This window comes from Microcoleus sp. PH2017_34_RAT_O_A (genome assembly GCF_020737885.1).
Lineage (GTDB): Bacteria > Cyanobacteriota > Cyanobacteriia > Cyanobacteriales > Microcoleaceae > Microcoleus.
The window spans coordinates 1-25,237 of the sequence record NZ_JAEQDD010000081.1; the positions used below are offsets into that span (position 1 = coordinate 1).

Annotated in this window: 23 protein-coding genes and 1 pseudogene; 13 read left to right on the forward strand and 11 right to left on the reverse strand. The window is 45.5% G+C overall.

The genetic code is table 11. The annotated features are described in order from the left end of the window. Positions 1-116: 116 nt before the first annotated feature. Positions 117-277 (forward strand): annotated as a pseudogene (locus JGK11_RS23605) (ISKra4 family transposase); the annotation flags it as partial. A 180-nt stretch (positions 278-457) separates the two neighbouring features. Here the strand turns inward: JGK11_RS23605 and JGK11_RS23610 are convergent. Continuing rightward, on the reverse strand, positions 458-1,501 hold the full coding sequence (locus tag JGK11_RS23610; RefSeq protein WP_293207881.1) for an adenylate/guanylate cyclase domain-containing protein: 1,044 nt from the start codon (positions 1,499-1,501) through the stop codon (positions 458-460). 474 nt (positions 1,502-1,975) lie between these two features. Here JGK11_RS23610 and JGK11_RS23615 point away from each other — a divergent pair, with 474 nt between their 5' ends. Together JGK11_RS23615 and JGK11_RS23620 are read left to right on the forward strand one after the other, a co-directional pair. After that, on the forward strand, positions 1,976-3,109 hold the full coding sequence (locus JGK11_RS23615) for a class I SAM-dependent methyltransferase (RefSeq protein WP_293213087.1): 1,134 nt from the start codon (positions 1,976-1,978) through the stop codon (positions 3,107-3,109). Positions 3,110-3,392: 283 nt separating this feature from the next. Further along, the gene (locus JGK11_RS23620; protein WP_293187081.1) at positions 3,393-4,172 is read left to right on the forward strand and encodes a photosystem II S4 domain protein; all 780 of its coding nucleotides are present in this window, start codon (positions 3,393-3,395) and stop codon (positions 4,170-4,172) included. Positions 4,173-4,359: 187 nt separating this feature from the next. Here the strand turns inward: JGK11_RS23620 and JGK11_RS23625 are convergent, their stop codons facing one another. Beyond that, complete coding sequence (locus JGK11_RS23625) at positions 4,360-5,148, reverse strand: SDR family oxidoreductase (protein WP_293213089.1); 789 nt, start codon at positions 5,146-5,148, stop codon at positions 4,360-4,362. Positions 5,149-5,246: 98 nt separating this feature from the next. Here JGK11_RS23625 and JGK11_RS23630 point away from each other — a divergent pair, with 98 nt between their 5' ends. After that, a complete protein-coding gene (locus JGK11_RS23630) occupies positions 5,247-6,587 on the forward strand; it encodes a hypothetical protein (RefSeq protein WP_293213091.1) in 1,341 nt (446 codons plus the stop codon). 6 nt (positions 6,588-6,593) lie between these two features. Here JGK11_RS23630 and JGK11_RS23635 read toward each other — a convergent pair whose 3' ends face one another. The 3 genes from JGK11_RS23635 to cobQ form a co-directional block, all read right to left on the reverse strand. Beyond that, positions 6,594-6,869: a hypothetical protein gene (locus tag JGK11_RS23635; RefSeq protein ID WP_293185558.1), complete on the reverse strand. Its 276-nt coding sequence runs from the start codon at positions 6,867-6,869 to the stop codon at positions 6,594-6,596. A gap of 28 nt (positions 6,870-6,897) precedes the next feature. Then, the gene (locus JGK11_RS23640) at positions 6,898-7,134 is read right to left on the reverse strand and encodes a 2Fe-2S iron-sulfur cluster binding domain-containing protein (RefSeq protein WP_293185560.1); all 237 of its coding nucleotides are present in this window, start codon (positions 7,132-7,134) and stop codon (positions 6,898-6,900) included. Positions 7,135-7,318: 184 nt separating this feature from the next. Continuing rightward, a complete protein-coding gene (gene cobQ, locus JGK11_RS23645) occupies positions 7,319-8,785 on the reverse strand; it encodes a cobyric acid synthase CobQ (RefSeq protein WP_293213093.1) in 1,467 nt (488 codons plus the stop codon). Between cobQ and JGK11_RS23650 the strand changes: the two genes are divergently transcribed. After that, positions 8,750-8,959, forward strand: coding sequence for a hypothetical protein (locus tag JGK11_RS23650; protein ID WP_293213119.1), 210 nt, complete (start codon positions 8,750-8,752; stop codon positions 8,957-8,959). The two genes, cobQ and JGK11_RS23650, sit on opposite strands and share 36 nt — an antisense overlap. Positions 8,960-9,150: 191 nt before the next feature. On the opposite strand, the gene JGK11_RS23655 is transcribed toward JGK11_RS23650, so the two are convergent. Continuing rightward, complete coding sequence (locus tag JGK11_RS23655; protein WP_293213095.1) at positions 9,151-10,713, reverse strand: Ycf66 family protein; 1,563 nt, start codon at positions 10,711-10,713, stop codon at positions 9,151-9,153. 399 nt (positions 10,714-11,112) lie between these two features. Here JGK11_RS23655 and JGK11_RS23660 point away from each other — a divergent pair, with 399 nt between their 5' ends. Together JGK11_RS23660 and JGK11_RS23665 are read left to right on the forward strand one after the other, a co-directional pair. Further along, positions 11,113-11,295, forward strand: a complete 183-nt coding sequence (locus JGK11_RS23660; protein ID WP_293185567.1) for a hypothetical protein — start codon at positions 11,113-11,115, stop codon at positions 11,293-11,295. A 633-nt stretch (positions 11,296-11,928) separates the two neighbouring features. Beyond that, positions 11,929-12,366: a hypothetical protein gene (locus JGK11_RS23665; protein ID WP_293185569.1), complete on the forward strand. Its 438-nt coding sequence runs from the start codon at positions 11,929-11,931 to the stop codon at positions 12,364-12,366. Between the two features lie 384 nt (positions 12,367-12,750). Here JGK11_RS23665 and JGK11_RS23670 read toward each other — a convergent pair whose 3' ends face one another. From JGK11_RS23670 to JGK11_RS23680, 3 genes are all read right to left on the reverse strand, one after another. Next, complete coding sequence (locus JGK11_RS23670) at positions 12,751-14,295, reverse strand: sulfite exporter TauE/SafE family protein (RefSeq protein ID WP_293185570.1); 1,545 nt, start codon at positions 14,293-14,295, stop codon at positions 12,751-12,753. Then, entirely contained in the window at positions 14,285-15,685 is a 1,401-nt protein-coding gene (locus JGK11_RS23675) for a hypothetical protein (protein ID WP_293213097.1), read from the reverse strand. The genes JGK11_RS23670 and JGK11_RS23675 overlap by 11 nt, the downstream gene beginning before the upstream one ends. Positions 15,686-15,877: 192 nt before the next feature. Further along, positions 15,878-17,092, reverse strand: coding sequence for a DUF4331 domain-containing protein (locus JGK11_RS23680; protein ID WP_293185573.1), 1,215 nt, complete (start codon positions 17,090-17,092; stop codon positions 15,878-15,880). Positions 17,093-17,476: 384 nt separating this feature from the next. On the opposite strand from JGK11_RS23680, the gene JGK11_RS23685 reads away from it, so the two are divergent. From JGK11_RS23685 to JGK11_RS23700, 4 genes are all read left to right on the forward strand, one after another. Further along, positions 17,477-18,043, forward strand: a complete 567-nt coding sequence (locus JGK11_RS23685; protein WP_293185575.1) for a sigma-70 family RNA polymerase sigma factor — start codon at positions 17,477-17,479, stop codon at positions 18,041-18,043. Positions 18,044-18,190: 147 nt separating this feature from the next. After that, on the forward strand, positions 18,191-18,772 hold the full coding sequence (locus tag JGK11_RS23690; RefSeq protein WP_293185577.1) for a cupin domain-containing protein: 582 nt from the start codon (positions 18,191-18,193) through the stop codon (positions 18,770-18,772). A 308-nt stretch (positions 18,773-19,080) separates the two neighbouring features. After that, a complete protein-coding gene (locus JGK11_RS23695; protein ID WP_293193216.1) occupies positions 19,081-19,551 on the forward strand; it encodes a hypothetical protein in 471 nt (156 codons plus the stop codon). A 108-nt stretch (positions 19,552-19,659) separates the two neighbouring features. Then, positions 19,660-20,457, forward strand: coding sequence for a hypothetical protein (locus tag JGK11_RS23700; RefSeq protein WP_293213099.1), 798 nt, complete (start codon positions 19,660-19,662; stop codon positions 20,455-20,457). 171 nt (positions 20,458-20,628) lie between these two features. Here JGK11_RS23700 and JGK11_RS23705 read toward each other — a convergent pair whose 3' ends face one another. After that, a complete protein-coding gene (locus JGK11_RS23705; RefSeq protein ID WP_293185582.1) occupies positions 20,629-21,171 on the reverse strand; it encodes an acireductone dioxygenase in 543 nt (180 codons plus the stop codon). Positions 21,172-21,409: 238 nt separating this feature from the next. Continuing rightward, positions 21,410-22,618, reverse strand: a complete 1,209-nt coding sequence (locus JGK11_RS23710; protein ID WP_293193218.1) for a NupC/NupG family nucleoside CNT transporter — start codon at positions 22,616-22,618, stop codon at positions 21,410-21,412. Positions 22,619-22,690: 72 nt separating this feature from the next. On the opposite strand from JGK11_RS23710, the gene der reads away from it, so the two are divergent. Further along, positions 22,691-24,052: a ribosome biogenesis GTPase Der gene (gene der / locus JGK11_RS23715; protein ID WP_293185585.1), complete on the forward strand. Its 1,362-nt coding sequence runs from the start codon at positions 22,691-22,693 to the stop codon at positions 24,050-24,052. 157 nt (positions 24,053-24,209) lie between these two features. Then, positions 24,210-25,205: an energy-coupling factor transporter transmembrane protein EcfT gene (locus JGK11_RS23720; RefSeq protein ID WP_293213101.1), complete on the forward strand. Its 996-nt coding sequence runs from the start codon at positions 24,210-24,212 to the stop codon at positions 25,203-25,205. The last annotated feature ends 32 nt before the right edge of the window (positions 25,206-25,237 follow it).

The window sequence follows — 25,237 nt, forward strand, 5'->3', positions numbered from 1 at the left end:
TTTCGGCAGAAAAAAATTGACAAAACTTATATTGCCGAGGCGATCTCGAATTCACTTATCTTTCTAAATGCTGTTTTCTGACTTTTTCAGCAAGCCCTAACTATGAGCAATTATCATCAGATAAGATTTGTTCCATAGGCTCGGGAGCGGTGGAATCGGCTGTCAAACAAATAGATAGAAGGTTGAAAATTTCTGGAGCTCAATGGTTGAAAAAAAATGTCATAACAAGATGCTAAAACTTCGTTGTGCTTACCTCAACGACCTCTTGGCTATTTGAGGCTTTTGCAAAACCGGGATGCTCCCGTCATGCTTCGCCCCTACACACATATTTGATAAACACAGATGTACCAGATTTTTCTTTAAGGATTGTCGATGTATTCGCACCCTACGAATAATGTTGCCATACCGTTGAATGCTTTAGTATCACAATAATTATATGCTCAGATTAATCTAAGTTTCACGATCCAAATATTTTCCGAATCCAATTCCGCAGCGCAGCCAATAAACCCATTAAATTCTTGAAAAACCCCTGCAAAAAAGAACTTTTCTCAACCTCGAAAATCTCCTCGATTTCCACCGGGAGCGGTGGCATTCCGACAACTTCGTAAAGCGGATATTCGCCGCTCTTTCCGGGGATTTTAACTGATACGCACTGGTTGACGATCGCCAAATCCTTGATTTCCTCATAAGTTTCCTCGGAAATCAGCAAACTTGTTCCCACTTGCTTGTTCGCAGCTTCAATCCGGCTGGCAAAATTTACCGCATCCCCGATCGCCGTTACTGTCTGATTTTTCTTGGCCCCCAGATTCCCCACAACCGCCAAACCGCAGTGAATCCCAATCCCAATCCGCAACCTGTGACTGTATAAAGTCTCAAAATACGGATTGAGTTTGTCCAATTCCTCCAGCATTTCCACCCCAGCCCTCACCGCTTGTTCGGCCGCCTTCTCTGAATTTTCCAACCCAAACAGCGCCATAAAACCGTCGCCCATATAATTATTGATCATCCCGCCGTTGCGGTTGATTACATAACCCATTTTTTGGAAATACCGATTTAAAATATAAATTACATCGTAGGGTAATAGCGATTCTGCAAAGGCGGTAAACCCTCGAATATCGGCAAACAAAATTGCAATTTTCTTTTCTTGACCCACAGGTGCAGAAATCAAGTTTCCGGCGATTTCGTCGTTAAATGTTTCTAAGTCTTCAGAATCGATCGCCAATCTCCGCAAAATCACCTTCCCGCCCGCCACCTGTGTCTGACAAGCCAGCCTAATTTCCGGCTCTAGGCGCAGTTTGTTCGCGAGCTCATCTTCCGCTGAATTGCGGGGCGAGCAAAATTCCAAACCTTCGACTATCAAGACACGACAAGTCGAACACCGCGCACTACCACCACAGGCGTGGGTGTGGGGAATGCCGGCACGCAGGGAAGCTTCCAGAATTATATCGTCGTCGTCTATCTCGATCGCGCGATCGTCCGGCAGATAGTGAATCTGTGGCATATGTGGCGTTTCTAACTAAGTAGCGAGGCATGAGCGGACATCTGTTATTGCAGTGACTCTGTATGCAAACCCGGTTTTTCGACATCTTTTCTGCATTCCCTGATTGATTCAGTATAAGTCGCGATCGACATTAGCTTCTCGTGCCGTCACCTCAACCGCCAAACTCACTCAGCATTAAAATCGCGATCGCACAATGAAAACACCTCAATTATATGCCAAGTAAAGCCTTTGGAATCAAGCTCAAAGCTCAAAGCTCAAAGCTCAAATTAACTGACATAATTCTTAATAAATTTATGATAGCTCAAAACCCTTTAAATCCGTTATTAAATTCCCTGGAACCGCCAGATATTTTGAGAGTTTTGCAGGCTTTTTTCTTCCAAACCTTACTTGATAAGAGTTTGAGCTTTTTTGTTCCCTAAGGAGCAGCCAATTTGCTTGAGATAGAATAGCAGCATCTTTAAAACCCGTATAACCATGAGTTCATCAACAGCCCTACAAAACATCGAACAGCACATCCCGCTGGTGGGAAATATCCATCTCAAAAGTCCGATCGCCTATCGAGCAACCTGCGTCGCAGTCAGTGCGGTTAACGCGGTGCAAATGGCAGTAGCAGAGTCTTATATCAACGGCTTAGAAGTACCGGATTCTGTATTGCGAGGTCTTTTTGATACCTGTATGCCCGTCTTTTTTAAGTATTTTCCCTCTCTGCTCGCACCCTACGAATGGGTACTCAAAGAAACAGAACACACCGCGGAAGGCCCGCGAGATTTAATGAAACTTCAGTACGACTTACCTCAAGCCATGCTGAATCCCATGTTAGGCGAGAGCAAACTGATTTATCCCAAATACAGCATGGGATTGTGGGAAAAAGGAGCAGCCAACCTCGAACAATCTCAAATTCAGATGATTGATGATGTAATTGAGAAACTAGAGATTCAGGATGGCGATCGCATTTTAGACTTTGGCTGCGGTTGGGGCTGCGTTCCCAATTACATTCTTTCCAAATTCCCCAATGTCCAGTTTACTGGCATTAATCTCAGCCACCATCAATGCGAATATATGCGTCACAGGATGCAAGATCCCGACAGCTACCTCAGTTCAGGTCGATTTACCTTATTTGAAGGCGATTTGAACGACGCCCAATTCGATACCAAATTTGACAAAATTCTCTCGATCGGAGTTTTTTGTCATGTCGGTAATTTAACCAAAGCTTTTCAAAAGCTCTCCTCTTTCCTCAAAGATAACGGCCGCGCTTTCATTCACATCATCACCGTTCGCACCCCTAACAACATCTCCAGTGTTTTCACCCACAAATACATTTTCCCCCACGGTCGTTACTGGAAATACGATGCCGTTCCCAGCCACAACAAAGACCTCAAAACCATCAAACAATGGTATCTCAACGGTTACAATTACTCTACAACCTTTGCTAACTGGCTGAAAAACTTTGATGACTCTCAGGCGATAGTCAAAGATTTAGACTACGGCATCGACTATGCCAAATTCCGCAGAATCTGGCGGTTTTACTTGATTTGGTTTGTTGCTAATTTCGCCAGTTGCGATGGTGAATATAACGGCAACGGTCAATATTTAATGGTTCATTCCTAATTGCTGACATTCCTGGATGCATCAACCGGGTTTTTCAACACCCGTAATCCGTTAATGAGAAAATCTCACCTGTAGGGAAACGGCACTGCCCTGCCCGGCGGGGAGTTAAGGCAATAACAGCTAATTGTTGCTACGTTTAATAACCGTAGCAACAATTTTTCATGCTTGGTATTATTTGACGATCTTAGACTATAATGAAAGTAGTGGGACTGTTAAAGAAGTAGACTTTTGAGTTACTACAGCAACATGAAGGCAATTTCAAATTAGAATCTAAAATTGACTGATGTTACAAAAAGAAGAACTGTTAAAAGGCATCGAAAACCGCGAATGTGTGGCGCGGGCATTAGACCAAGCTGAACAAGCAATTAAAACTTGGGAAGTTACTCTGACTGATTTTCTGTCGCCGCCGGAGTTGGCGGACACTCTGACGGTATTTAAGCGCTTAACTGATGTGGAATTAGTGGCTTGGGGTGGCTATCCCCAGGGTGAAAGGCAGAGAATTGCGATCGCCCGATCGGAAATCCCGATCGACTCTGGGAGTGTTAGCATTGCTGCGGTGGAGATAGCCGGCAATTTCCTGTTTGACACCGCCAGTCACCGCGACTTCTTAGGCGCAATGCTGGGTACGGGGATTGTCCGCGAAAAAACCGGGGATGTGATTGTCTTGGGGGAACGGGGCGCGCAGGCGATTGTCATGCCGGAGATGGTAGAGTATTTGGAGATGAGTTTGCAGCAAGTGCGATCGGTTCCGGTAAAAACTCGGCGCATTGAGTTGAGCGAACTAAAAATTAGAGAACCGAAAAAGAAAGAAATGACAACCGTTGAAGCATCGATGAGATTGGATGCTGTTGCTTCTGCGGGATTTGCCATGTCTCGCAGCAAAATGGTTGATTTTATTGACAGAGGGGACGTGCGAGTTAATTGGAAGGACATCACCCAAGCTAGTTATAACGTTAAGTCGGGAGATTTAATCGCTGTTACTGGTAAGGGAAGATTGGAAATTGGGGAAGTTATGATTACTAAAAAAGAACGCTATCGAGTGCAGTTAACTCGATATCTGTAATTTTGACCACATCGTTGAGTTAAAAGAAACCGGGTTTTTTACGATATTTAAGGTGACAACGAATTATTTCGAGAAAAACCCGGTTTCTGCCCACATCGTTGAGTTGTTAAAAGAAACCGGGTTTTTTACGATATTTAAGGTGACAACGAATTATTTCGAGAAAAACCCGGTTTCTGGCCACCTTCAGTTATCCTGGCTTACGCTGAAATAGCTTGGCTATCGAGTTTACCAAAAGTTCTCGCGGCATAAATCGGGGCATATTTACGATGAGTGGATTGGGGAATCCGCCCGTCACGACGTTAGACTGATTTTTCTCTAAAGCTTTGAGTGCATCTCGCACTACTTCATCGGCGGGGACGAGTTTTTGCCCGCTGCTAGATGCTAGGGATGCCGGAAATTCTGCTGCTTTAAAAAAATCGGATTCTGTGGGGCCCGCACAAAGTGCTAAAACCCGAATTCCTAAATCTTTGTTTTCCGCCCAAAGTGCCTCGCTGAAACTCAAGACAAAAGCTTTAGTTGCTGCATAAATTGATAAATACGGCATCGGTTGAAAGGCTGCAATAGAAGCAACATTGATGATACTTCCCGATTTTCTATCCCGCATTCCCGATAAAAATAAGTGCGATAGTTCAACTAATGCTACAATATTCAGTTGCAGAATTCCTACTTGTTTTGCTAAAGGGCGATCGCCAAAAGCGCCATAATCCCCCAAACCCGCATTATTCACCAACAAATCAACCGTCCAACCTTTTTGAACAACCGCATCAAATACAGCAGTTGTGGCTCCTGGCGCAGTCAAATCTTGAACGATAATTTCGACCAAAATATTGAATTCCTGTTGCAGTTTAGCAGCTAGCTGCTGCAATTTGGCTTCGGAACGAGCTACCAAGATTAGATTGTGCTGGCGTTGGGCTAATTCGATGGCAAAGGCTGCGCCTATTCCGCCTGAAGCACCGGTGATTAAAGCAGTTGGCATGAACTTAATTTAGATTATTTGATTGGGGCTTTATATATTTTAACAATTATCTCGTCTAGCAGCCTGTAGAATAATTAAATAGGGAATAGGTGAGTTTTATGGGGCGTCTTACCGATCGAGCTTTTGACATTTTACGGGCCCAAGTTGACAAGTGCGCGGCTGATGATGCTCTAGCGGGTGGGGTTTACCGCAAGATGGTGATGAAGCGGCTGGAGAAATTGCGATCGCAAAACGGCACTTTCGCATCCAGAGAAGAAATCCGCGATACTTTCAAAGACGAATTTCCCAACTTCAGTGAAGAAGCTCTCAAAGCTGCTGTTAAAGCCAACCGCGCGCCCGGATTTTTTGATAAAATCATCTGGGTTGGCGGTTTGCTGGGTGGCGCAGCGGGGATAATTTGGCTGATTAACCTGCCTTTCCCAATGATTCGGTGGCCCGTGGCGAAAACTATGCCGATATTGCTGCTGCCGAGCTTTATTAGTATGGATTACAATTACCGACAGGCGATCGCCCTCGTGGAGCAATCCGATCAACTGGTTAACAAAGCTACGGCTGCGGCAGATTTTGAATATGGCGACACGAAAGTAAAACAAGCTCAAAAACACCTCGATGCTTTGCCGGTGTGGTTTCTCGGCTACTATCCAAAAACTTATTGCTCTTTTTCCGGCTGTACTTGGCGCTTTACAGTAGATGAATTTCAAGCAGCCCGCAAAAATATCGGGCGGATGGATGCTCAAATTTTTCAGCAAAAAAATGCTTTTACTGAGTTAAATCAAGTCGAACAAACTCTCGACGCCGCGAAACAGCAGTACCAGCAAGCGAAAACTGCCGCCGACAGGCAAAAAGCGACTGGAAATTGGCAAAGTGCGATCGACAAACTCAACCAAATTCCCGCCGAAACCCTCGCCGGAAAAACCGCTAAGCCAAAACTCCAAGCAGCAGAAAGAGATTTTCAAGCAATGGGAGGAATCGCCACCGGTTCGGTACACGCCGACAACTTAATTGAAGCAGCCAAAGAATTTGCTCTTTCCGCCGCCGTCGCCTCGCAAAAACCGCCGCATCCAGCCGCCCAGTGGGAACAAATAGCAGGATTGTGGGAAGAAGGAATTAACCGACTGAAAATGGTTCCTGTGGATAATCCGGGCTATCTCGACGCTCAAACCAAACTCGCTGAATACCAGAAAAATTTAGGAATTTCCCAGATTAGACTCCAAGCAGAAAGAGATTCTGAAAAAGCTTTGCAAGAAGCTAAAAGCTTGTTTGCCAACTTGCAAAATAATGTAAATTCTCCCAGTCAAAATCCCAGTAACTCCCTCGGACAATTGCAACAGATTATCAATCAATTAGAATCCGTCAAACCAGGGACAACTGTTTATCCCGAATCTCAAAAATGGCTGCAATCTGCTCGAAAAAAACAGCAAGAATGGCAAAAGAAATAAAGTGTATCAGTCGCACACCTCGATCGCAATACCGCCAAATTTCCCTTCCTCGGCCCAACACTTGACCCCTTCAATATAGCAAAGGTGGCTGGGATACTCTTCTTTAGTATCCGCTACAATCGCCTCAAAACCGCCATTGAAGTCGTTAAAAAATTGTACCTTGCGCCCTTGACTGTCACAGGCTTTGCTACAGCAAGTCGAACATACTAGACGGGGATATCGATCCCAATATGGCGATGGGATGGAACAGATGGGACAGGGCTTAAATTGTCGATCGCTCATAAAAAGATGCAATTAAAAAATATATCGATTACCAAGTCGGATCGACATACAGATTAATTGTAACTTGCTTTTTCCCCGAAGGTATGCCGGAAATACAAGCACAAATCGCCTCCCCGTCATCAATTTCTACTTCACAAGCGTGACAAGAACCCATCATACAACCAGTAGGAATAGAAACCCCTGCACGTTTGGCTACATCTAGCAAAAGCTCTCCCGCTTCAGCTTCCACTGTCACATTATCTGGCAAAAAAACAATCTTTGTCATGCAATTTTTCCTTTTGATATAATACCATTTTTACCAAGTTTCGCTCCGAAAAAGTTTGAGGTTTATTGATACTAATTATCAAGCACAGGTGCGTCGCTGTGAGATTTTTGGTACTTAGTTATGTCTTTTTCATGGCGACGCACCCTACGACTCTTCCTTCTTCCTTCTTCCTTCTTCCTTCTTTCTAACCTAAAATATGCTTGATATCTAAATGCTTTTCCACTGTATCCGCTAGAGTTTCTAACAGAGTTTCTCGATGTTCTCGGTAATTCGGAATACCTGTGGGCAATGCGCGGAGTCCCCGCTGTTGGCGCAAGTGATTTAACCAAGCCCGCCGCCAAGCTCCATTATCAAATATGCCGTGCAGGTACGTCCCCCAAACTGATTGAGAAGCGTTGACAATGCCTAAACTAGGATCGTCAAATAACGGTTGAGTCAAATCTGACTCGATCATTTGGGTTCTGCCTTGATGAATTTCGTAACCGGAAACGGGTAAACCCGGTTGAGGATAGTTAGATGTTACGATCCGCTGGCGGGCAATTTTGTTTGGTGCGATCGCAGTTTTCAAAGGCAATAACCCCAATCCTTTGAACTCTCCCTTTTCTCCCTCAAGGCCTTCTCTATCGCTGATACTTTCTCCCAGCATCTGAAAGCCACCACAAACTCCCATGACTGTACCGCCAGCTACTAAGTAATTTTTAATCGCTTCTGCCATACCTGTTTGGCGCAGCACCTGCAAATCTGAAATTGTAGTTTTAGAGCCTGGTAAAATCACGGCGTCTGGATGGCCTAACGGGTCTTTGGGGCTGACATATTTGACTGTGACGGTAGTTTCCGACTCCAGGGGGTCAAAGTCGGTAAAATTGGAAATTCGGGGCAGGCGGATGACGGAAATATTCAAGTCGGTTTGAGAATTGGGAGAACGCCGATCGAGTAAATCGAGGGAATCTTCCGAGGGAAACACTTCATCTATCCAAGGAATTACCCCAACTACCGGGATTCCAGTCCTTTCTTCCAGCCAAGTCAAGCCCGGATCTAAGATCGATTTTTGGCCTCGGAACTTATTAATAATGAATCCTTTAATTAAAGCGCGCTCGTCAGGATCGAGCAATTCCAAAGTACCGATGATGTGAGCAAATGCGCCACCGCGATCGATATCAACTACTAGCAAAGTCCGAGCATTCAGATGTTTTGCTACCCGCATATTTGTTAAATCGCGGTGTTTGAGATTGATTTCTGCGGGGCTTCCGGCTCCTTCGCACACAATCATGTCAAATTCTTGCTTGAGAAATTCTAAAGATTCCCGAATAGCTTGCCAGCCGATATCAAAATACTGTTCATAATATTGAGATGCTCGCACATTTGCGATCGCCCGGCCCTTGACAATCAATTGAGAAGTCATATCTCCTTGCGGCTTGAGCAAAATCGGATTCATTTCTACCCAAGGTGCGATGCCCGCAGCCCAAGCTTGCACTGCTTGAGCGTAGCCAATCTCTCCGCCGGCGGCTGTGACATAGGAATTCAGTGCCATATTTTGACCTTTAAACGGAGTTACCCGCCAGCCTCGCCGAGAAAAGATTCGACACAATGCTGCAACCAGTAAAGATTTTCCTGCGTGAGATGTTGTTCCCACGACCATAATTGCTTTCATAATATTAAAGAAGGAAGAAGGAAGAAGAAAGAAGGCAGAGGGAAGAAGGAAGAAGAAAGAAGGAAGAGGGAAGAGGGAAGAAGGAAGAGGGAAGAGGGAAGAAGAATATATAATAAAGAAGGAAGAAGGAAGAAGGAAGAATGTAGAAGAAAGAAGGCAGAAAGAAGAATGTAAAAATCATGATTTATGGGATTACAAAATTTGACCAAATAAATGGTTTTTTTATTGGCTCTAGGGGTGACAACGAATTGGTTTTGAGGGAAAACCACATTTGTCGCCACCCGCACCTAAGTCCTAAAAGGAAGACGGAAGAAGGTAGAAGACAGAATTAAAAAAATTCTGGTTTCTACCTTTTGCTTTTTGCCTCAAGATGACGGCTTATCTTCGCCGGATACATTCTCCGACTTGGATTCAGTGGCTGGTTTGGCCTGTTCAACTAAATCCGGTTGCGCTCCTTCAGACGAGGGTTTTTCTTCTGTGGATTCGATCGAGATTGTTGATACTGAAACCGTTTCTACCTGAACGCTCAACCCTGCTTCTCCCGGTACTTCTATCTCTACAGGCGGTGCTGAAACGATTTCCACCACAGTCATTTCTAGAGATACAGCAAGGGTTTCTGCTTCCGTTACGCCTGCTGCTGCTTTGGGTTCACCAACCGCATCCGCAGGTGTTTCTTGAGCCAACGGATCTGTTTGGCTTTGTGCCGGCGATCCGTCGTCTAAAATCGAACTTTCCCCTATTTTGGCAGAATTCGCCGCGGTTTCTGTTGCTATCAACTCGGCCATTGCTTCAACATCGGTGGGAAACGGCACTGCTTGGCTGGTTTCCGCAGCAGTGTTGCTGGTTTCGGCTGCCACTTCGGCGGCAGCCTCGGCTAATTCTGATTCGAGAATCTGGTCGATATCCGGTGCAGGAATTGTCGTTACCTTAGATTCAGGAGATTCAGGTGCGATCGACTCATCTGCTACTTTCGGCGTTGTCACCGGAGTATTTGCATCAGGCTTGTTTTTAGCTGCACCCCGTCCCAACATACCGCCGAGACTATTTTTGAGATTGCCAAACAGACTTCCGAAACCGCCTGATTTTTTAGCTGTTTTGGCAGGAGTTGGGTTGGCCTTTGGGGCTGCGCTTGCTGTCGCCGTTGGGGCTGCCGAACTAGCATCAGACTGGGACTCTTGAGCTCTCGCCCTCCACATCTGGTCAAAATCGTCAAAATCGTCATCATCTTCAGTCTGCTTTTTGGCTTCTGGCTGAGCCTCTGCTAGCTCTACCGTTGGTGCGGCCGCAATTTCTGAAAATTCTAGAGGTGAAGGCAAAGGAGTGAAGTTGCTGGCTAATTCTGCTGGGGCTGGTGAAGTCTCAGGAAGAGCGTTTTCAACCGAAAACACGGGTATTTGTGTAATTGCGGGTGCGCTCTTGTCGGGAGTTTTTAAGTCAGGGCCGATCGCACTTTCGGGAATAATCTCAGCGATTGGCCCAGTCGCCGGTTGTGCTTCTACCTTAGCCTGGCCCTGATTCGCAGGTGCTGGAACAGCATCAGCTTTCGGTTTGGGCGATCGAACAAACTTCGGTTTTTTGGCTGCGGGTTCAGGTTTCTTACCAAACAAACCGGATAAAGGCCCGCCCATCGCCCCGGCCAAATTCGCCGCCTGAGGAATCGGCGTTTGCTGAGCGATCGGCGTCACCTGCCGGCGCAAAGTCAGAGTTTCCCACGCAAACCAGCCTAGCAGAGCCACACCCGCCATTTGACCAAGCAGGAGAGCACCCGTAATTCGCCCCGCACAAGTCCATAAAATTAACGCATAAAAAAGTCCTACCCCGCTCCAGGTAAAATCACTTTTCCGGTGAACCTCTGGAAAAAAGAAGGCCGCCATGTAAATACTAAAGCTGCCCAGACCGACCGCCAACGCCAGAATGTATGCAAGCATCTTGTCGGTACCTCCGCTGTGTCAAATAACTTCTACGCGCTAATTCTACCTTTGTGAGACACTCAACGGCTTCTTTCTCAAGGACAATTCCCGATTTGGAAGGAAGTTCGGCAAAGAATTTTGTACCGGATGTAACGGATTTAAAGGATTTAACGGTAGAAGTCAGAGGAAAGAAGCAAAAAGGAAGAAAGAAGAAGTCCCAGGAAATATTCCCTCTCACCCCCTCTCCCTCTCTCCCTCTCTCCCCTTCTCCCCCTCTCTCCCCTTCTCCCCTCTCCTCGATCGTGATATCTATCACTTAAGTATGTTGGTACGATCGCACCTGCCGTAGACGATGTTTTGTATGTTGTAGGTGTAAAAGAAGTTATGCCTTAGGGCATATGTATTGGAGACAATGCCATGTGTGAAAAACTCTTTTTAGCAGCGAGCTTAACCTTATTAGTTCAAATCTTTGCCGGAGTCGGCACTTCCGCGAAATTACCGGTAAATTTCGTATGGCGATCGAGCGATCGTCCGACACAAATCCAGAAACTGCCCCTGGTTACAGTACCTGCGAGCTTCAAGTCAAACGTCGAATCCTAACGATCCGTGCCAGATAATACGTGCAAGTGGGATTTATCGCAAGGCAGAGCCTGTCTAATGTTTTTTTTCAAGCTGTTATCTTTTCTATTTGACCAAGATTTTCACAGGTGGTACCCGCCACGTGATTTATCCGTGGAATCAATCCCAAATCGAAAATCGAAAATCCTCTCTTCCCCCGAATTTATCCGTGGGGTAAATCTAAAATCTAAAATCTAAAATCTAAAATCGATTGACTCTTCACAACTGATCGCTTTGTAGTAAGAACTTCAGTCCTCATTAAGACCGGTTAACAATAACGGAAGTGCTTGCTACAAACCCTAAATGAATAATGAGTAGCAACTCCGATATTAATTGCCATACAATACTCAACAAATCTCAACATCAATTTGTGCAGTAAAAAGCTTCAAACCCAAAAAAATCTGTAATCCCGAGTAAAGCATCAAAATAGATCTACGATCGATCGCGCTTGGGTTAATTTTTTTTGCGATCGCACAACCAGAAAGCAATTGCACTATCTGTTTTGTACAGAGTTTTGCTTCCGGGACTATCAGATCTGAAGCGTATTGATATATAATCGCCAGATGAAGCTCAAAGCTGATAACCACATAGACTGTTAAATCAAGGAAAGTGAAAATGGGACTTAGCGATATTCTTTTGAATGAAAACAAGAGAGACACTATTGTTGATGACTGTGTAAAGTTGATAGACAAACAAGTTGCAGCAGCACCGGGATTGGGCGGCCTTGCTCTGAAAGCTGCCTACTCTACCGTTAAGGGGATACGGGCTGACTATTGCGCCCAAGTCGTCGATCAACTTTTGCCCGAAATCTCGATCGCACTCGATCCAATGTGGGCTGAAGCCGTAAACAATGGCAACCCAGTCGCATATCTGACTGAAAGAAAAGCTCAAGTAGCAGATCAATTGCTCCAAATCAGTGACAAAAAAGCCGAAAACAGCACCAGAGCAGTTGTCAAAGGCGCCTATGGCAAACTCCGCCCCTCCGCTAAGACTTACGTCGAAAACGGCATCCCAGATTTAGCCGAAATTATTAATAAACATACCGCGAGCTAATGTTGAATAGGTGGGGATTTCCCGCCAATTGAATACATCTACTCGTTACCAGCAATTCCTGGTAAAACAGCCGTAGGGTGCGTCGCTTGAGAAAAATCCATAAAAAAATATCGACAATCTCATAGCGACGCACCAAACAAACATGATCAGACAAAAACACTTATTTTGTAGCATTACTTTGAAAAACTGGTACAGCGGTTCTCAGAAAGATGAGGTACGTTGTTGGGCTTCAGCCCTCTTAGTTGATAGTTTAGTGGTTATATAAGCTGTCAATCATACCTCATTTTTTGAGAAAGGCTATATTACTTTATTAGATGCCTCAGTACAGAGATTTTCGATTCACAAAATCATCAAAACTGACGCACCATAGCATCTTAAATTGTATTATCCATTGCCAATTACCCATTGATTCGCAGCCAATATTTTCAGAATAGCCTCTCCGGTAATGCCCAACCCCAAAAACATTACCAACACCGCGCTAATTGCGGGCATAAATTTGACTGCTGCAATCTGTTTGGGTAGTTTATTAAAATGTTGTTTGGCGTAAACTAAGACTAAGCCGATCGCACTCAGCACCAAAGCCAATCCCAAACTAAAGGCCACCACCAGCGTCATCCCCAAACCAACATTTCCCAAAGCCGACGCGCTCAACAGCATCACCAATGCGGAAGGACAAGGCAACAATCCCCCGGAAATGCCCAACACTAACAAGCTTTTCCAAGTAATCGGAGAACCGTCCGATCCGGGTGGCAAATGTGAATGAAGACGGCCGTCTCCATGATGGTGGTAGTGCTGAGATATAGGTGGTTTGACAGGTTTAAATTCTCTTTCCCAAGTTCCCCTACTCAAAAGATTTACTGGTTCCTCAAGGTTCGTAGTAAGGACTTTAGTCCTTGGGTTTTTGTGGACTAAAGTCCTCACTACGAACCTGGTTTTTTCGATGAGGTGATTTAAGTCGATCTTGGTGCGGACTAAAGTCCTCACTACGAACCTGGTTTTGATTCTTTCTGAAAGTAATTTGATGCCGATGATTGCTACTAATAAGCCTGAGATTAAACTGAGCCAAGGATCGAGTTTTTCTGGCTCGATTAAGTTAGAAGCAAATAATGTAATTGCGCCGACAGAAAACACGCCAGCAGTGTGAGTAATTGTGGTTGTTGCTGCTAAAAATACAGCGTGTACTGGAGTAGCCCGCGAACCCACTAAATAAGCGCCGACTATTGTTTTCCCATGTCCGGGGGACATCGCGTGCACGCATCCCCAAGTAAATGCTCCGACTACTGCTAGCACCAAACTCCAACCTGACTCCCAGATTGATTCTTTTCCAGCTAACAAAAATTCTCGGTTTTGTGGCGTAAATACAATGCTTTTGACAGCACCAGCTTCGACAATTGTAGCTTGACAGCTAGCTGTCGGAACTCCGGGCAAAAACAAATTGTATTTAATCCGCAATTTGTTGTTTTTTGAAGTTACGTTAGATTCTGGCCAGGTGTAGTTTAAGATTAAGGTGCTATGGGTATTGGGCTGCTGGATTAAGCTGGCAGTTTTAGCTGCTATTTCTAGGGGTTTGACTGTAACCGATCCGGGAATTTTGCTACTGTTGGTGATGCTAATTTTTTGACCCAAAAACTTTTCTAGTTCTGTTTGATGATTTCTAACTTCTGCCAGTTGTAACTGTCCGTCTCCATTGTCGTCGGCGAATTTTGTTAAGCCTGTGGGAAAGGTTAATGTTATTTCGGTTTGTAAATCGTTTACGATGATTTCGGCTACTGATAAGTCTGACCAGTGCGAGTAAACTGGTTGGGTTGAGTTTGTACAAAATAGTAAGATTGTGAGCGAAAAAAGAATTAAATATTTTCGCGTTCTTTGCCAGTTTTTGTGCATGGTTGGTTCCGATTTTATGTGTTTGTGGCTAATTTCAAAATTCATAACTTCCCAAACCCAATGCTTGACGAGATCGACTATCAAAACTCGGATCGATTTCCTTTGCCTGTTGAAAATAAGCGCGAGATTCTGCATCTTTTCCTAAAGTCTTAGCGATCGCACCAGCCCGATAAAATATCCCTGCATCCCGAATTCCCGATCGCACAATGTCGGCCATCACCCGATCGGCTTTTTGCCATTCCCCAGCACTAGAAAGCGCCCAGGCGTAGATATCCAGCGTTACAGCATCCTTGCGAATTTTCACCTCATCCTGCATTAACAGCAGCGCTTCAGCGACATCCTGCGATCGCCCTTTTTCCAGCAACAAACTCGCCAAATCGCGCCGGTGCCCGAAACCGCCAGAAACCTGTTCCTGTCGCAGCCCAGCTTCTGCTTTGTCGCGCAATTTCGCCGAGGATCTCGCATCTCCCTGCAACTCCTTCACCCTCGCCATACCGCGATCCACCAGGCGATCGAACACCGTCGCAGCCCCGCCAGAATAGGCAGAAACCTTGCTGTAATTAGCCTCTGCTTCCCGATAATTTCCCTGGCGCGTCTCCAAATCCCCCAAATAAATCAGCGCTAGCGGGTATCGCGGAACCAACCGCAACGCTTCCAAAAATAGCGCTTTCGCCTGCACAAACTGCCCGCGACGGGCGTAAAATCGACCCAAGAGCGATCGAACTCGCGCCGATCCAGCAATCTCTCCCGGTTCCTCCGCAGCCATTGCTTGCCGGTAATCCTGCAAAACCTCCGCATCTCGCCCCTGCGCCTCTCTCACTAATGCTCTTAATGTGAGAGAGCCTAAGTTAGGAATACGATTAACTAAGGCTTCCGCGGCTATACTTGCATCACTGATTTTTCCCGTAGCTAAGTGAGATGTGATGGAAAGGGCGATCGCATCTTCATTGTCAAAACCCACCTGTTTAGCCAAGCGCAAAGCAGTAGCAAAATCGTGTCTAGCCTCAGCAATTCGAGCTAAAACTAGCAGCGCGCCTTTGTTGTCAAAAGGCAAAAGGGCGATCGATCTTTCGGCCGCTTGTTCGGCCAATAAAAACCAACCACCCTCCCCAGTTACGCGAGCCATTTTCAAATAAGCACTCGCCAAAGCAGCCCGATTCAAACCGCTTTTTGAATCAACAGCCAATCGCTGCTGGTAAAAAGCAATTTCCTGCTGAATAGCTTCCTTTTGATTCGGATTGTTCCTCAAAGTTTCCGAAAACTGATAGCGGTAATTAGCATCGAGATTTGCCGTACTTTTATTAGCAATTTTTTCTGAGATGTCACGCAGATTAGGTAGCAAATTAACTGCGACAATGCCCACTATCGGCAGTCCGATGAGAAGCAACCACCAGAAAAGCTCAGATTTAGGTTTTTGTGATTTATTCGCTGTCATATTGTAGGGTGCGTCATTGTTCGATTTAGCACGAAAAACTACGATTTTATTTGATGACGCACCTGACGAATTGTGCGACTTGCGTCCAAATATCGGCTCGCGCTTGAGCCAAGGTACGTAGTTGCGCTTCAGCGCTCTTGATAAATATTAGGAAAGAGCGCTGAAGCGCAACTACATACCTATGACTATTAACTAATTCGGCAAAGCCAAATAAGGAAAATTCGGTTCTAACGGTTTGTGTCCCTGAGCCGGATTTCCAGGAGTTCCGTTATAAGAAACGTTATCGCCAACCGGAGAACCCACCAAAGCTCCCAAAGTGATATCAACAACATCGTCCAAAAGCAAACGACCTCCGATCAAACTTCCTTGAGAATTTGCCGCGCTACCGTAGCCGCTTGGCCTTGTGGTATCGATCCGCAGGACATCCGGTAAGAAAGCTTTGGCGATCGCATTTGCATCAACATTATCCTTACCGTCCAAAAGATCCACAGCATTGAGAGTAGCAACAGCTTCCTGGCGCACCGGAGCAGCAGCAGCACTCAAATCCAATCTCGGAGAAATAGTATTAAATGCCTCCATCAACTGGGGAGTAAGTACCAAACCCTCATTAATTGCAGGTCTCGCCAAACGCTCGAATTGTTTGAAACCACCAACTCCATCCCTCACAGAAATAGTTGACCAAACATCAAAAGTATTCGCGCCTGTTCCTGCTTGCAGAAATGCTTTTGGAACGCGCACCGTAATGGTATTAACGTTGTAACCCTTAGCAAAATCCAGCGCTTTACCCGGTTCCTTGAAACCGACTTTCGGCCCCGTTCCCAAAGCCCCAGCCCGGACTCTAAAAAATTGTTCCACATCAAAGAAAAACGGATCTTCCCGCAAACCTGCAAATACAGTTAAGTTAGAACCGCCCACAGGTACTTTATTCAAAACAGCATTAGAATTCAGCGGAGTTGTGGCAATTAAACCGCCATTAACAGTTGTCTTAGTAGTGGTCTGGGAGCCTCCGCGCACAACAGTGATCGCTACCGCTTGCATACCTTGATTGTTAGGCGGACTGAAGGCAAACCGCAAGATAATATCGGCGCGTCCGGTCGGTGTAGAATTTACATCACCTACCTGCGTGATGTGAAATTGGTAAAGGGCTGTGGTGCTGAAATAATATTGATAGCGGGCTACAGACCGAGGATTTGAATTCATTGTAAATACTAAATCCCCGTCCGCAGCGCCGGAGTTTTGATCTTTTTCGCGATAGACGTATAAGTCAGTTAAATTGACAGCGCGACCTTTGATATCGACTTCGCCGTCGTCATGGTCGGAAGCGGCAATTATCCCGGGAGTTAATACAACAATTAAAGCTGCTTCAATCGCTAATATGATTCGGCGAATTTTCTTGGTGAGTTTCACAGTTAGCACCTATCTTTTACTGAGATTTTTACAAAAATTAATGGCAAATAACCCACCTTCGCGGGTTTTACTTTGGTCGCCACAGGTTCAACTTGTTAACCTGTCGGGCTTTTGGGAGGTTGCTGAGCCTTCTCGTAATTGGTATACGAAGTTTTGGCTATTTTGGATCTCTGCTGCAAGATTAGGTATGAAAAACTATGCAGAAGTGATAAACTGCAATATAAATCGGATAGATTACAATTCAAAGCATCACAGAATTAACCCGCAAATGCATACTTATGATTGCATCCCCAATTGACTTACAATTATGTTCTATAGTGATATACGCCGAATATTTAATTTTGGATCTGTGCACTCAAAACAAAATTTTTCAGGTACACTGAGATGACAGGGGAAAAGTCAAGCGATGAATCGCTGCTGTTAGTGCAGATTGCCCAGAAAGACCAAGTAGCATTAGCTAAACTGTACGATCGCTACGGTCGTGCAAGTTTCGGTCTCGCTTACAAAATTCTGGGTTCGGTAGAAGAAGCTGAGGAAGTTGTGCTCGATGTTTTTTCCCAAATTTGGCAAAAAGCAGCAACTTACGATCCTAGTCGCTCTCGTGCGGATACTTGGTTGTTTATGCTTACCCGCAGTCGTTCCCTCGATCGCCTCCGAGTGTTGCAGCGAACAGTCCGCGCGGCAGACGCTTGTCTGGAAGATGCTAAAATTCCGTCTTCGCGTATTGCAGAACCGATGGAAGATGCAATGATCGAAGAACGCAGCGCCCAAGTCAAAGCAGCCCTAGAAAAACTGCCAGCAGAACAGCGAATTGCGATCGAACTAGCCTATTACGAAGGATTGACTTGTGTGGCAATCGCCTCTAAACTCGGTATCCCGACAGGTACTGTTAAAACTAGAATTCGGTTGGGAATTTCTAAGTTGCGCCAAACTTTGAGCGAAGAGTTTTAGATTGTCAAAAAAAACAAAATTTAAATTGTTTAATATCAATCTAAACCTATGGCATCTCCAATCTTCCATCTTTAGTGCAATGGCAAAAACAAATCTAAAATCTAAAATCTAAAATCTAAAATTGATAATGCCGGAGAACAGATGGAAATGATGCCAGACGAGGAGTTTAATATGCTTGCAGCGCTTCAAGCTCTCGATACCATGGATGAGTCAGAACGCAGCGCACTTGCCGAGAAATTGCAAGCATCCCCAGAACTTCAAAGTGAATTAGCGGCCTTTGAAACAGCAATTTCTGCGATCGCCTATACAGCCCCTGCCGTTCCTGTCGCGCCCGATCTCAAAAACCGTTTGTTCCAGCGCCTAGCGGAATTGCCAATGGTTACGCCACCAGCCGAGAACAATCCGCCATCTTTAATTGTGCGATCGCAGAATGTCAAATGGAGACCTTACTCAGTTCCGGGAATCTCGATCGGCAAGCTTTATCTTGACAAAAAAAAGCGCGAAATTACTTGTTTGATGAGGCTGGAACCGGGAGTAACTTTTCCCCTGCACCGACACGCGGATTCGGAGGAAGTATTTGTATTAGAAGGAGACTTAACTGTAGAAGGGGAAGTTTGCTATCAAGGCGATTATATTCGATCGGTTCCCGGTTCCATTCATTCACCAGTTACAGAAGGGGGATGTTTGCTGTTAATCAAATCTTCTACAAATAACGAAAGGCTCGTTTGAATCCATACCTAAATCTATTCTGGGACGGGCATCTTAATAGGAAAAATTGGATTAATATCAAATCCGATTTGATCATCCTGCATTCATCTCTATCTTATCTCTCTGTGCTCTCTGCGATCTCTGCGGTTAAATAATTCCGATACAACCGGAAACGATATAAAGCCGGAACTCCAGGACAAATTAAAAGAAGACGATTAATTAGTCCAATCCTCGGACTTCCTGGTAGAGGTCACTGTCAACTAAGAGGGCGGGCACTCTTGGCACCGCCCCTACAAACTGTCAACTGTCAACTATCAAAGGATAATGCCATGCTAAATTACTGGCGTTTAACTGCTGTGATATCCGCCGTTATTGTACAATTTGTCGCGGTCAAAAGTGCGATCGCCCAAGAACGCGAAGGCTGTTTTCTGGTAAACTCAGCGGGAGAAGTAATTAACTTAAACCAGTTGTGCGCGCCCCAAGAATCGGGAATAAAGCTAACAGGAGACGACGGGAAATTTATCGAAGACTACAAACGCTTAGCAAAAAGCTATTCTCCAGACGCCACAAACGCTTTACTGCAAGGAATTCAAAGTAGCCCCAGTCAAAAAATTGCTGCCGCTAAAAGGATCTGTGTCCAAGCGAAAGCGGGACTTTCTCTGCCGGAAGTTAAATTAAGGGCGATCGGACAAGCTGGTAGTATCGAAAATCCCACGGCTAAAGAAAGTTTTCTTGCCGATGCCGATATTATCACAACTCTTGCAGGCAATCATTATTGTCCAGAATTAGCCAGCAAGTAAGATTGTAAAATATTTAGAGACGCGGCAATCCCGCGTCTCTATTTGCAGTTAAAATATGATTAATATTCCTCTTGTCGCGCCACGACTCAGGAAATTACCCCGCATGAGATGAAACATTTAAAATCAAGTTCCGCTGATTTGCGGGATTTATTCAAAGACAGTATCACCGTTAAATACCTGGCGGAACCGCTAAAATCTGTGCCGGCGGGCGAAGATGCTGCTAAATTGCGATCGTGGATGGAGGCGCGCGATTTTGATGTGCTCGGGATCGAGGAAAACGGTACGGTTTGCGGCTATATAGAACGATCGCACTTAATGACAGGTAAGTGTAGCGACTACCAGCAAATCTTCCATCCGTCACAGTTAATCGCCGCCTCGACTCCATTGATGGAATTGTTACCGCTGTTGCGAGAAAAACCGAGATTGTTTGTCTTGGAAAGCAACCGCATCAACGGGATTGTCACCTGCGGCGATTTGCAAAAAGCGCCGGTACGGATGCTGCTGTTTGGATTGGTGACGCTGCTGGAAATGAATTTATTGCGGATTGTGCGGATCTATTTTCCCCAAGATTCGTGGCAGAAGTTGCTGAAGGGCGATCGCATTGTAGCAGCAAAACACATGTGGGAATTGGGGCGATCGCGAAATGAGGCCATAGACTTGATCGATTACCTGCAATTCTGCGACAAGCGAGATTTAATCCTGACGAATGCCGAAATAGTCGATCGGCTGGGGCTCAAATCCAAACGTTACGGGGAGCGTTTTTTAAAGTCAGCAGAAGCATTGAGAAACAAATTAGCACACGCCCAAGACTTAATCAACGGTTCTTCGTGGCCGGAAGTAATTCTTCTCGCCCAGGAAATAGAAGCACTTTTGCAGCGGTGTGAAGAAATTGAAATTTCTCTATGAAAGAGCGCTGAAGCGCAACAACAAAGGTACGTAGTTGCGCTTCAGCGCTCTTTGCTTATATCTATGAAAAAGCGCTGAAGCGCAACAACAAAGGTACGTAGTTGCGCTTCAGCGCTCTTTGCTTATATCTATGAAAAAGCGCTGAAGCGCAACAACATACAAAGGTTCGATCTAGTTGGTAATTTTCAACTTCCTATTAGTATACTGAGGAACCCACCCTTGAGCAGTGGTGTAATACTGCACAGCTTTCAAGTACAGCAACGGAGTAAGATAAAACCAATGTTCTGTATTAGGAGGCACTTTAATATATTCTTCAGCTTGCAACATTAATTGTACCTGAGAGCCGTTAGGATAGACAAACCCAAAAACACATTCCCCAGCTAAAACATGCAGAACTTCGGCATCTGCGTGAGTGTGAGTGCGATCGCTTTGAGTCATCAGCGGGTAAATCTGTGGCGAACCCGGATGCAGCACTTTTAAGTCGCACCACTGACAGCCGCTGGCGCGCTTGAAGTATTCAAACTCGGTTTTAAATGCTGCGAGAATGTGCTGTTTTTCTGTGACATTGAGAATGTCTTGCAGTAGAATTTTTTTAACCGCAGGATTTTCCTGATTTGGCAGGCGATCGAGCTCAATATTTAAAACAGCCAGTTGGCTGGCGATCGCCTCGATATCGGTATATGTCCTACCGTTTTCTAGTTGCAGAACAGCCATATTACATCACCTATTAATTTCGCTTAGAAGAGAATTTAGTTGCCAGTTTCTATATACTGTTGTTACAGACTAAATTCCTGCTTGTTTTCCATAATAGCCGATCGCTAAAGTTAGATGTTTTTCGTTATATTTTATTAAACATTTACCATACTTTAATTGTCAAATTTTAACTTTTATTTAATAACCTTGAGAGTAGAGAGTTGGGTGCTTGTGGCGCACCTTACAAAACTCAAAACTTTTAAACGAGCATTCCCGCAATACAAGCAGTCATGAAACAAGCCACAGAACCAGCAATCATCGCCCTCACGCCCAACCGAGCCAAATCGCCTTTGCGGGATGGCGCCATCCCACCAATCCCCCCAATTTGAATCCCGATGGAACCAATATTAGAAAAGCCGCACAAAGCATAAGTCGCAATAATTACCGATCGTTCCGAAATCGCCTGTTGCTTCACCAATTCCATCAAATCCAAATAAGCAATAAACTCATTTAAAATCGTCTTCTTCCCCAAAATAACTCCTATTTTTCCACAATCCGCCCAAGGCACGCCCATCAGCCAAGCCACGGGAGCCATCAAATAAGAAAAAATCCATTCCAGCGACAACTGAGGCAAACTAATCAGCCCGCCAAACCAACCCAAAAGTGCATTAAAAAATGCTAACAAACCCAAAAAAGCTATCAGCATTGCCGCCACATTTGCGGCTAACTTCAAACCGTCGCTAGCACCAGAAGCCGCCGCATCCACGGCATTAGCATAAACCTGTTCCACCTTAATTTCTACCTCGCCAGCAGTCAGGGACTTTTCAGTTTCTGGGTACAGCAATTTAGAAATAGCCAAAGCAGCCGGTGCCGACATCACCGACGCAGCAATTAAATGTTGAGGAGACACACCAAAAGAAATATAAGCCGCCATGACTCCGCCAGCAATTGTCGCAAAACCCCCCGTCATCACAGCGTGCAGTTCCGAGAGAGTCATCGTCGCTACATAGGGTTTAATTAATAGTGGCGCTTCTGTTTGTCCGACAAAAATATTGGCAGCACAGGAAAGAGTTTCTGCACCGGAAGTTTTCATGGTTTTAATCATGCACCAAGCAACTGCCTGCACCACCCGCTGCAAAATCCCGTAGTGATAAAGTAGGGTGATAAACGAAGAGAAAAAGATAATAGTGGGCAGCACTTTAAAAGCGATATAGTGGTCGGTAAATTTATCACCAAATACAAACTTTGCCCCAGCATCAGAAAAATTCAGAAATTGAGTGACTAAATCTCCCAAAAATTTAAATGCCGCCAAACCCGGAGCAGTTTTGAGAATCAAAATTGCAAAAATTAGCTGCAAAGCAATTCCCCACAGTACGGGCGGCCACTTAACAGCCCGTCGATCGACTGAAAAGGCGTAGCACAAACCGACAAAAACCCCTAACCCCAACACAGAAATAAGTCTTTCCATTTCAGTCACATTCCCTTATACTTAAAGATTAAAGCTCAAAATTACGGCGCAGCCTAAATTGCTGCTACTTTTATGCCTCTACCTATAGTTGCTATTATTGGACGCCCCAATGTAGGCAAATCGACGATCGTCAACCGTTTAGCCAACAGCCAAGACGCGATCGTCCACGACGAACCGGGAATTACGCGCGATCGCACGTACAGACCAGCATACTGGGGCGATCGCGAATATCAAGTCGTAGACACCGGCGGGCTAGTATTCGATGACGAGACCGAATTTCTGCCATTAATCCGCGAACAAGCAATGGCGGCGCTTGCAGAAGCCAGTGCGGCCATTTTTGTAGTAGACGGAAAAACCGGACTCACCGGCGGCGACGAATCCATCGCCTCTTGGCTGCGAGTGCAAAAAGTCCCCGTCATTCTCGCCGTCAACAAGTGCGAATCGGAAAATACCGGACTCACCCAAGCAGCAGACTTTTGGACATTGGGACTGGGAGAACCTTACCCCATTTCCGGGATTCACGGTAACGGTACCGGTGAATTGCTAGACCAATTAATGACTTACCTTCCCACAGAAGTAGAGCCAGAAGTAGATGAAATCAAAGTAGCAATTATCGGTCGTCCCAACGTCGGCAAATCGAGTTTGCTAAACGCATTTCTCGGAGAAAACCGCGCCATCGTCAGCCCAATTTCTGGCACAACCCGCGACGCAATTGACACCATAGTAGAACGCAACGGTCAAACCTACCGCCTGATCGACACAGCCGGAATTCGTAAAAAGAAAAACGTCGAATACGGCGCCGAATTTTTCGGAATCAACCGCGCTTTCAAAGCCATCCGCCGGGCAGATGTCATACTGCTAGTAATAGATGCAATTGACGGCGTTACCGACCAAGATCAAAAATTAGCCGATCGCATCAGCCAAGAAGGTCGAGCCTGCATCATCGTCATCAACAAATGGGATGCCATAGAAAAGGACAACGACACCATCTACGAGTACGAAAAAACAGCAAGAACTAAACTGTATTTCCTCGACTGGGCAGAAATGATCTTTGTCAGCGCCATGAGCGGACAGCGAGTTGAAAAAGTGATTGAATTAGTAGACAAAGCCTCCGACGAACACAAGCGTCGCGTTGCTACCGCCGTCATCAACGAAGTCATAGAAGAAGCCACAACCTGGCACTCAGCACCAGTTACCCGCCAAGGAAAACAAGGCAAAATCTATTACGGTACTCAAGTGCGATCGCAACCACCGACAATCGCGCTATTCGTCAACGATCCCAAACGATTCACCGAAAACTACCGCCGCTACATGGAAAGCCAATTCCGCAAACACCTCGGCTTTACAGGTACACCAATGCGGCTGCTGTGGAGAGGCAAAAAAGTTCGCGCCAGCGAAGTCAGCACCACAAACAGAGCACTGCGCGTGAAGTAATTCCAGACTTGAGATTAAAGAAAAAACGCAGTTTAATGATATAAGCAAATTGCGTTTTTTTCTTTTCTCTTCCTTCGTTCTCTTCCTTCGCGTCCTTAGCGTCTTCGCGGTTCAATAAATTGATATTCTTAAAAATCTAAAATCTAAAATCTACAACATGGATTTACTGCGATCGCTTCCTATTGGACTTTATCTAGAACAACCCGTAACTTGGCTGCACCGGCTAGACTCCCGCGTCAAACTAGCCTGGTTGATGACATTTCTAATTGCGCCCATACTCGCCAATCCAGTTTGGCGGTTGATGCTAGTAGTAATGTTAATCGTACTGACACTAAGCGCAGCCATTCCCTTCCGTGTCTGGAAACAGCAAATGGGACTGCTGCTGCTATTCTGCCTTTTAGTATTTTGCCTCAGCGCGATCGCCCCCGACGCACTTCCCTCAGAACATCAGCCCCGCATCCCCGCCGACGAATTAACCTTTTCCCAACAACCCGCAACCCTTCCACCCGCTCAGAATCCCAAACCCTGGTACAAACCTTTTAACTTAGGCTCAAACTCTCCAACCCAAAATCCTCAAGTTCAAACCCAAAATAAACTCCCCCAACCCACAAACTACAGTTACGTTTTATTCAAACAAGGCCCCGTTAAAATCACCCGCAAATCCTTAGATTTAGCTATCAACGTCAGCACCCTATTTTTCACAGTAATTTACAGCACCAACCTCTATCTCCTCACCACAGCCAGCGAAGAAATCACCGCCGCCATCGAAAACTTAATGCAGCCGCTGCGCCGCTTGCGCTGGCCTGTCACCGAAATTGCCCTAACATTAACGTTATCTTTGCGGTTTATTCCCCTAGTATTGGAAGAAATACAAAATTTAGTGCGATCGGTCAGCACTAGAGCGATAAACTGGAAAAAACTCGGATTTCGCCGTGCCTCTCAAGTTTGGTTGACGATCGCCGAGAGGCTGTTAGAAAACTTGCTGTTGCGAGCCGAACAAATAGCTAGCGCGATGAAAGTTCGCGGCTTCACCAGTCCCGATCGACACCGCGTAGAATGGCACCAGTTACATTTAAAAATCCGAGACTGGATCGCCCTCGGCTGCTTGCTCGCCCTCTGGAGCGCCCGCTTGGTTTGGGGTTGGGACAGTTGAGAATTGGGAATTGGGAATTGGGAATTGGGAAT

Excerpts from the sequence above, each read along its gene's own strand:
- JGK11_RS23625 (WP_293213089.1), bottom strand. The coding sequence starts at position 5,148 with ATGCCAACTGCTTTAATCACCGGTGCTTCAGGCGGAATAGGCGCAGCC.
- JGK11_RS23720 (WP_293213101.1), top strand. The coding sequence starts at position 24,210 with ATGGATTTACTGCGATCGCTTCCTATTGGACTTTATCTAGAACAACCC.
- JGK11_RS23710 (WP_293193218.1), bottom strand. The coding sequence starts at position 22,618 with ATGGAAAGACTTATTTCTGTGTTGGGGTTAGGGGTTTTTGTCGGTTTG.
- JGK11_RS23620 (WP_293187081.1), top strand. The coding sequence starts at position 3,393 with ATGTTACAAAAAGAAGAACTGTTAAAAGGCATCGAAAACCGCGAATGT.
- JGK11_RS23610 (WP_293207881.1), bottom strand. The coding sequence starts at position 1,501 with ATGCCACAGATTCACTATCTGCCGGACGATCGCGCGATCGAGATAGAC.
- cobQ (WP_293213093.1), bottom strand. The coding sequence starts at position 8,785 with ATGAAAGCAATTATGGTCGTGGGAACAACATCTCACGCAGGAAAATCT.
- JGK11_RS23670 (WP_293185570.1), bottom strand. The coding sequence starts at position 14,295 with ATGAATTTTGAAATTAGCCACAAACACATAAAATCGGAACCAACCATG.
- der (WP_293185585.1), top strand. The coding sequence starts at position 22,691 with ATGCCTCTACCTATAGTTGCTATTATTGGACGCCCCAATGTAGGCAAA.
- JGK11_RS23635 (WP_293185558.1), bottom strand. The coding sequence starts at position 6,869 with ATGAGCGATCGACAATTTAAGCCCTGTCCCATCTGTTCCATCCCATCG.
- JGK11_RS23665 (WP_293185569.1), top strand. The coding sequence starts at position 11,929 with ATGGGACTTAGCGATATTCTTTTGAATGAAAACAAGAGAGACACTATT.
- JGK11_RS23675 (WP_293213097.1), bottom strand. The coding sequence starts at position 15,685 with ATGACAGCGAATAAATCACAAAAACCTAAATCTGAGCTTTTCTGGTGG.
- JGK11_RS23615 (WP_293213087.1), top strand. The coding sequence starts at position 1,976 with ATGAGTTCATCAACAGCCCTACAAAACATCGAACAGCACATCCCGCTG.
- JGK11_RS23700 (WP_293213099.1), top strand. The coding sequence starts at position 19,660 with ATGAAACATTTAAAATCAAGTTCCGCTGATTTGCGGGATTTATTCAAA.
- JGK11_RS23685 (WP_293185575.1), top strand. The coding sequence starts at position 17,477 with ATGACAGGGGAAAAGTCAAGCGATGAATCGCTGCTGTTAGTGCAGATT.
- JGK11_RS23655 (WP_293213095.1), bottom strand. The coding sequence starts at position 10,713 with ATGCTTGCATACATTCTGGCGTTGGCGGTCGGTCTGGGCAGCTTTAGT.
- JGK11_RS23705 (WP_293185582.1), bottom strand. The coding sequence starts at position 21,171 with ATGGCTGTTCTGCAACTAGAAAACGGTAGGACATATACCGATATCGAG.
- JGK11_RS23695 (WP_293193216.1), top strand. The coding sequence starts at position 19,081 with ATGCTAAATTACTGGCGTTTAACTGCTGTGATATCCGCCGTTATTGTA.
- JGK11_RS23660 (WP_293185567.1), top strand. The coding sequence starts at position 11,113 with ATGTGTGAAAAACTCTTTTTAGCAGCGAGCTTAACCTTATTAGTTCAA.
- JGK11_RS23640 (WP_293185560.1), bottom strand. The coding sequence starts at position 7,134 with ATGACAAAGATTGTTTTTTTGCCAGATAATGTGACAGTGGAAGCTGAA.
- JGK11_RS23630 (WP_293213091.1), top strand. The coding sequence starts at position 5,247 with ATGGGGCGTCTTACCGATCGAGCTTTTGACATTTTACGGGCCCAAGTT.
- JGK11_RS23690 (WP_293185577.1), top strand. The coding sequence starts at position 18,191 with ATGATGCCAGACGAGGAGTTTAATATGCTTGCAGCGCTTCAAGCTCTC.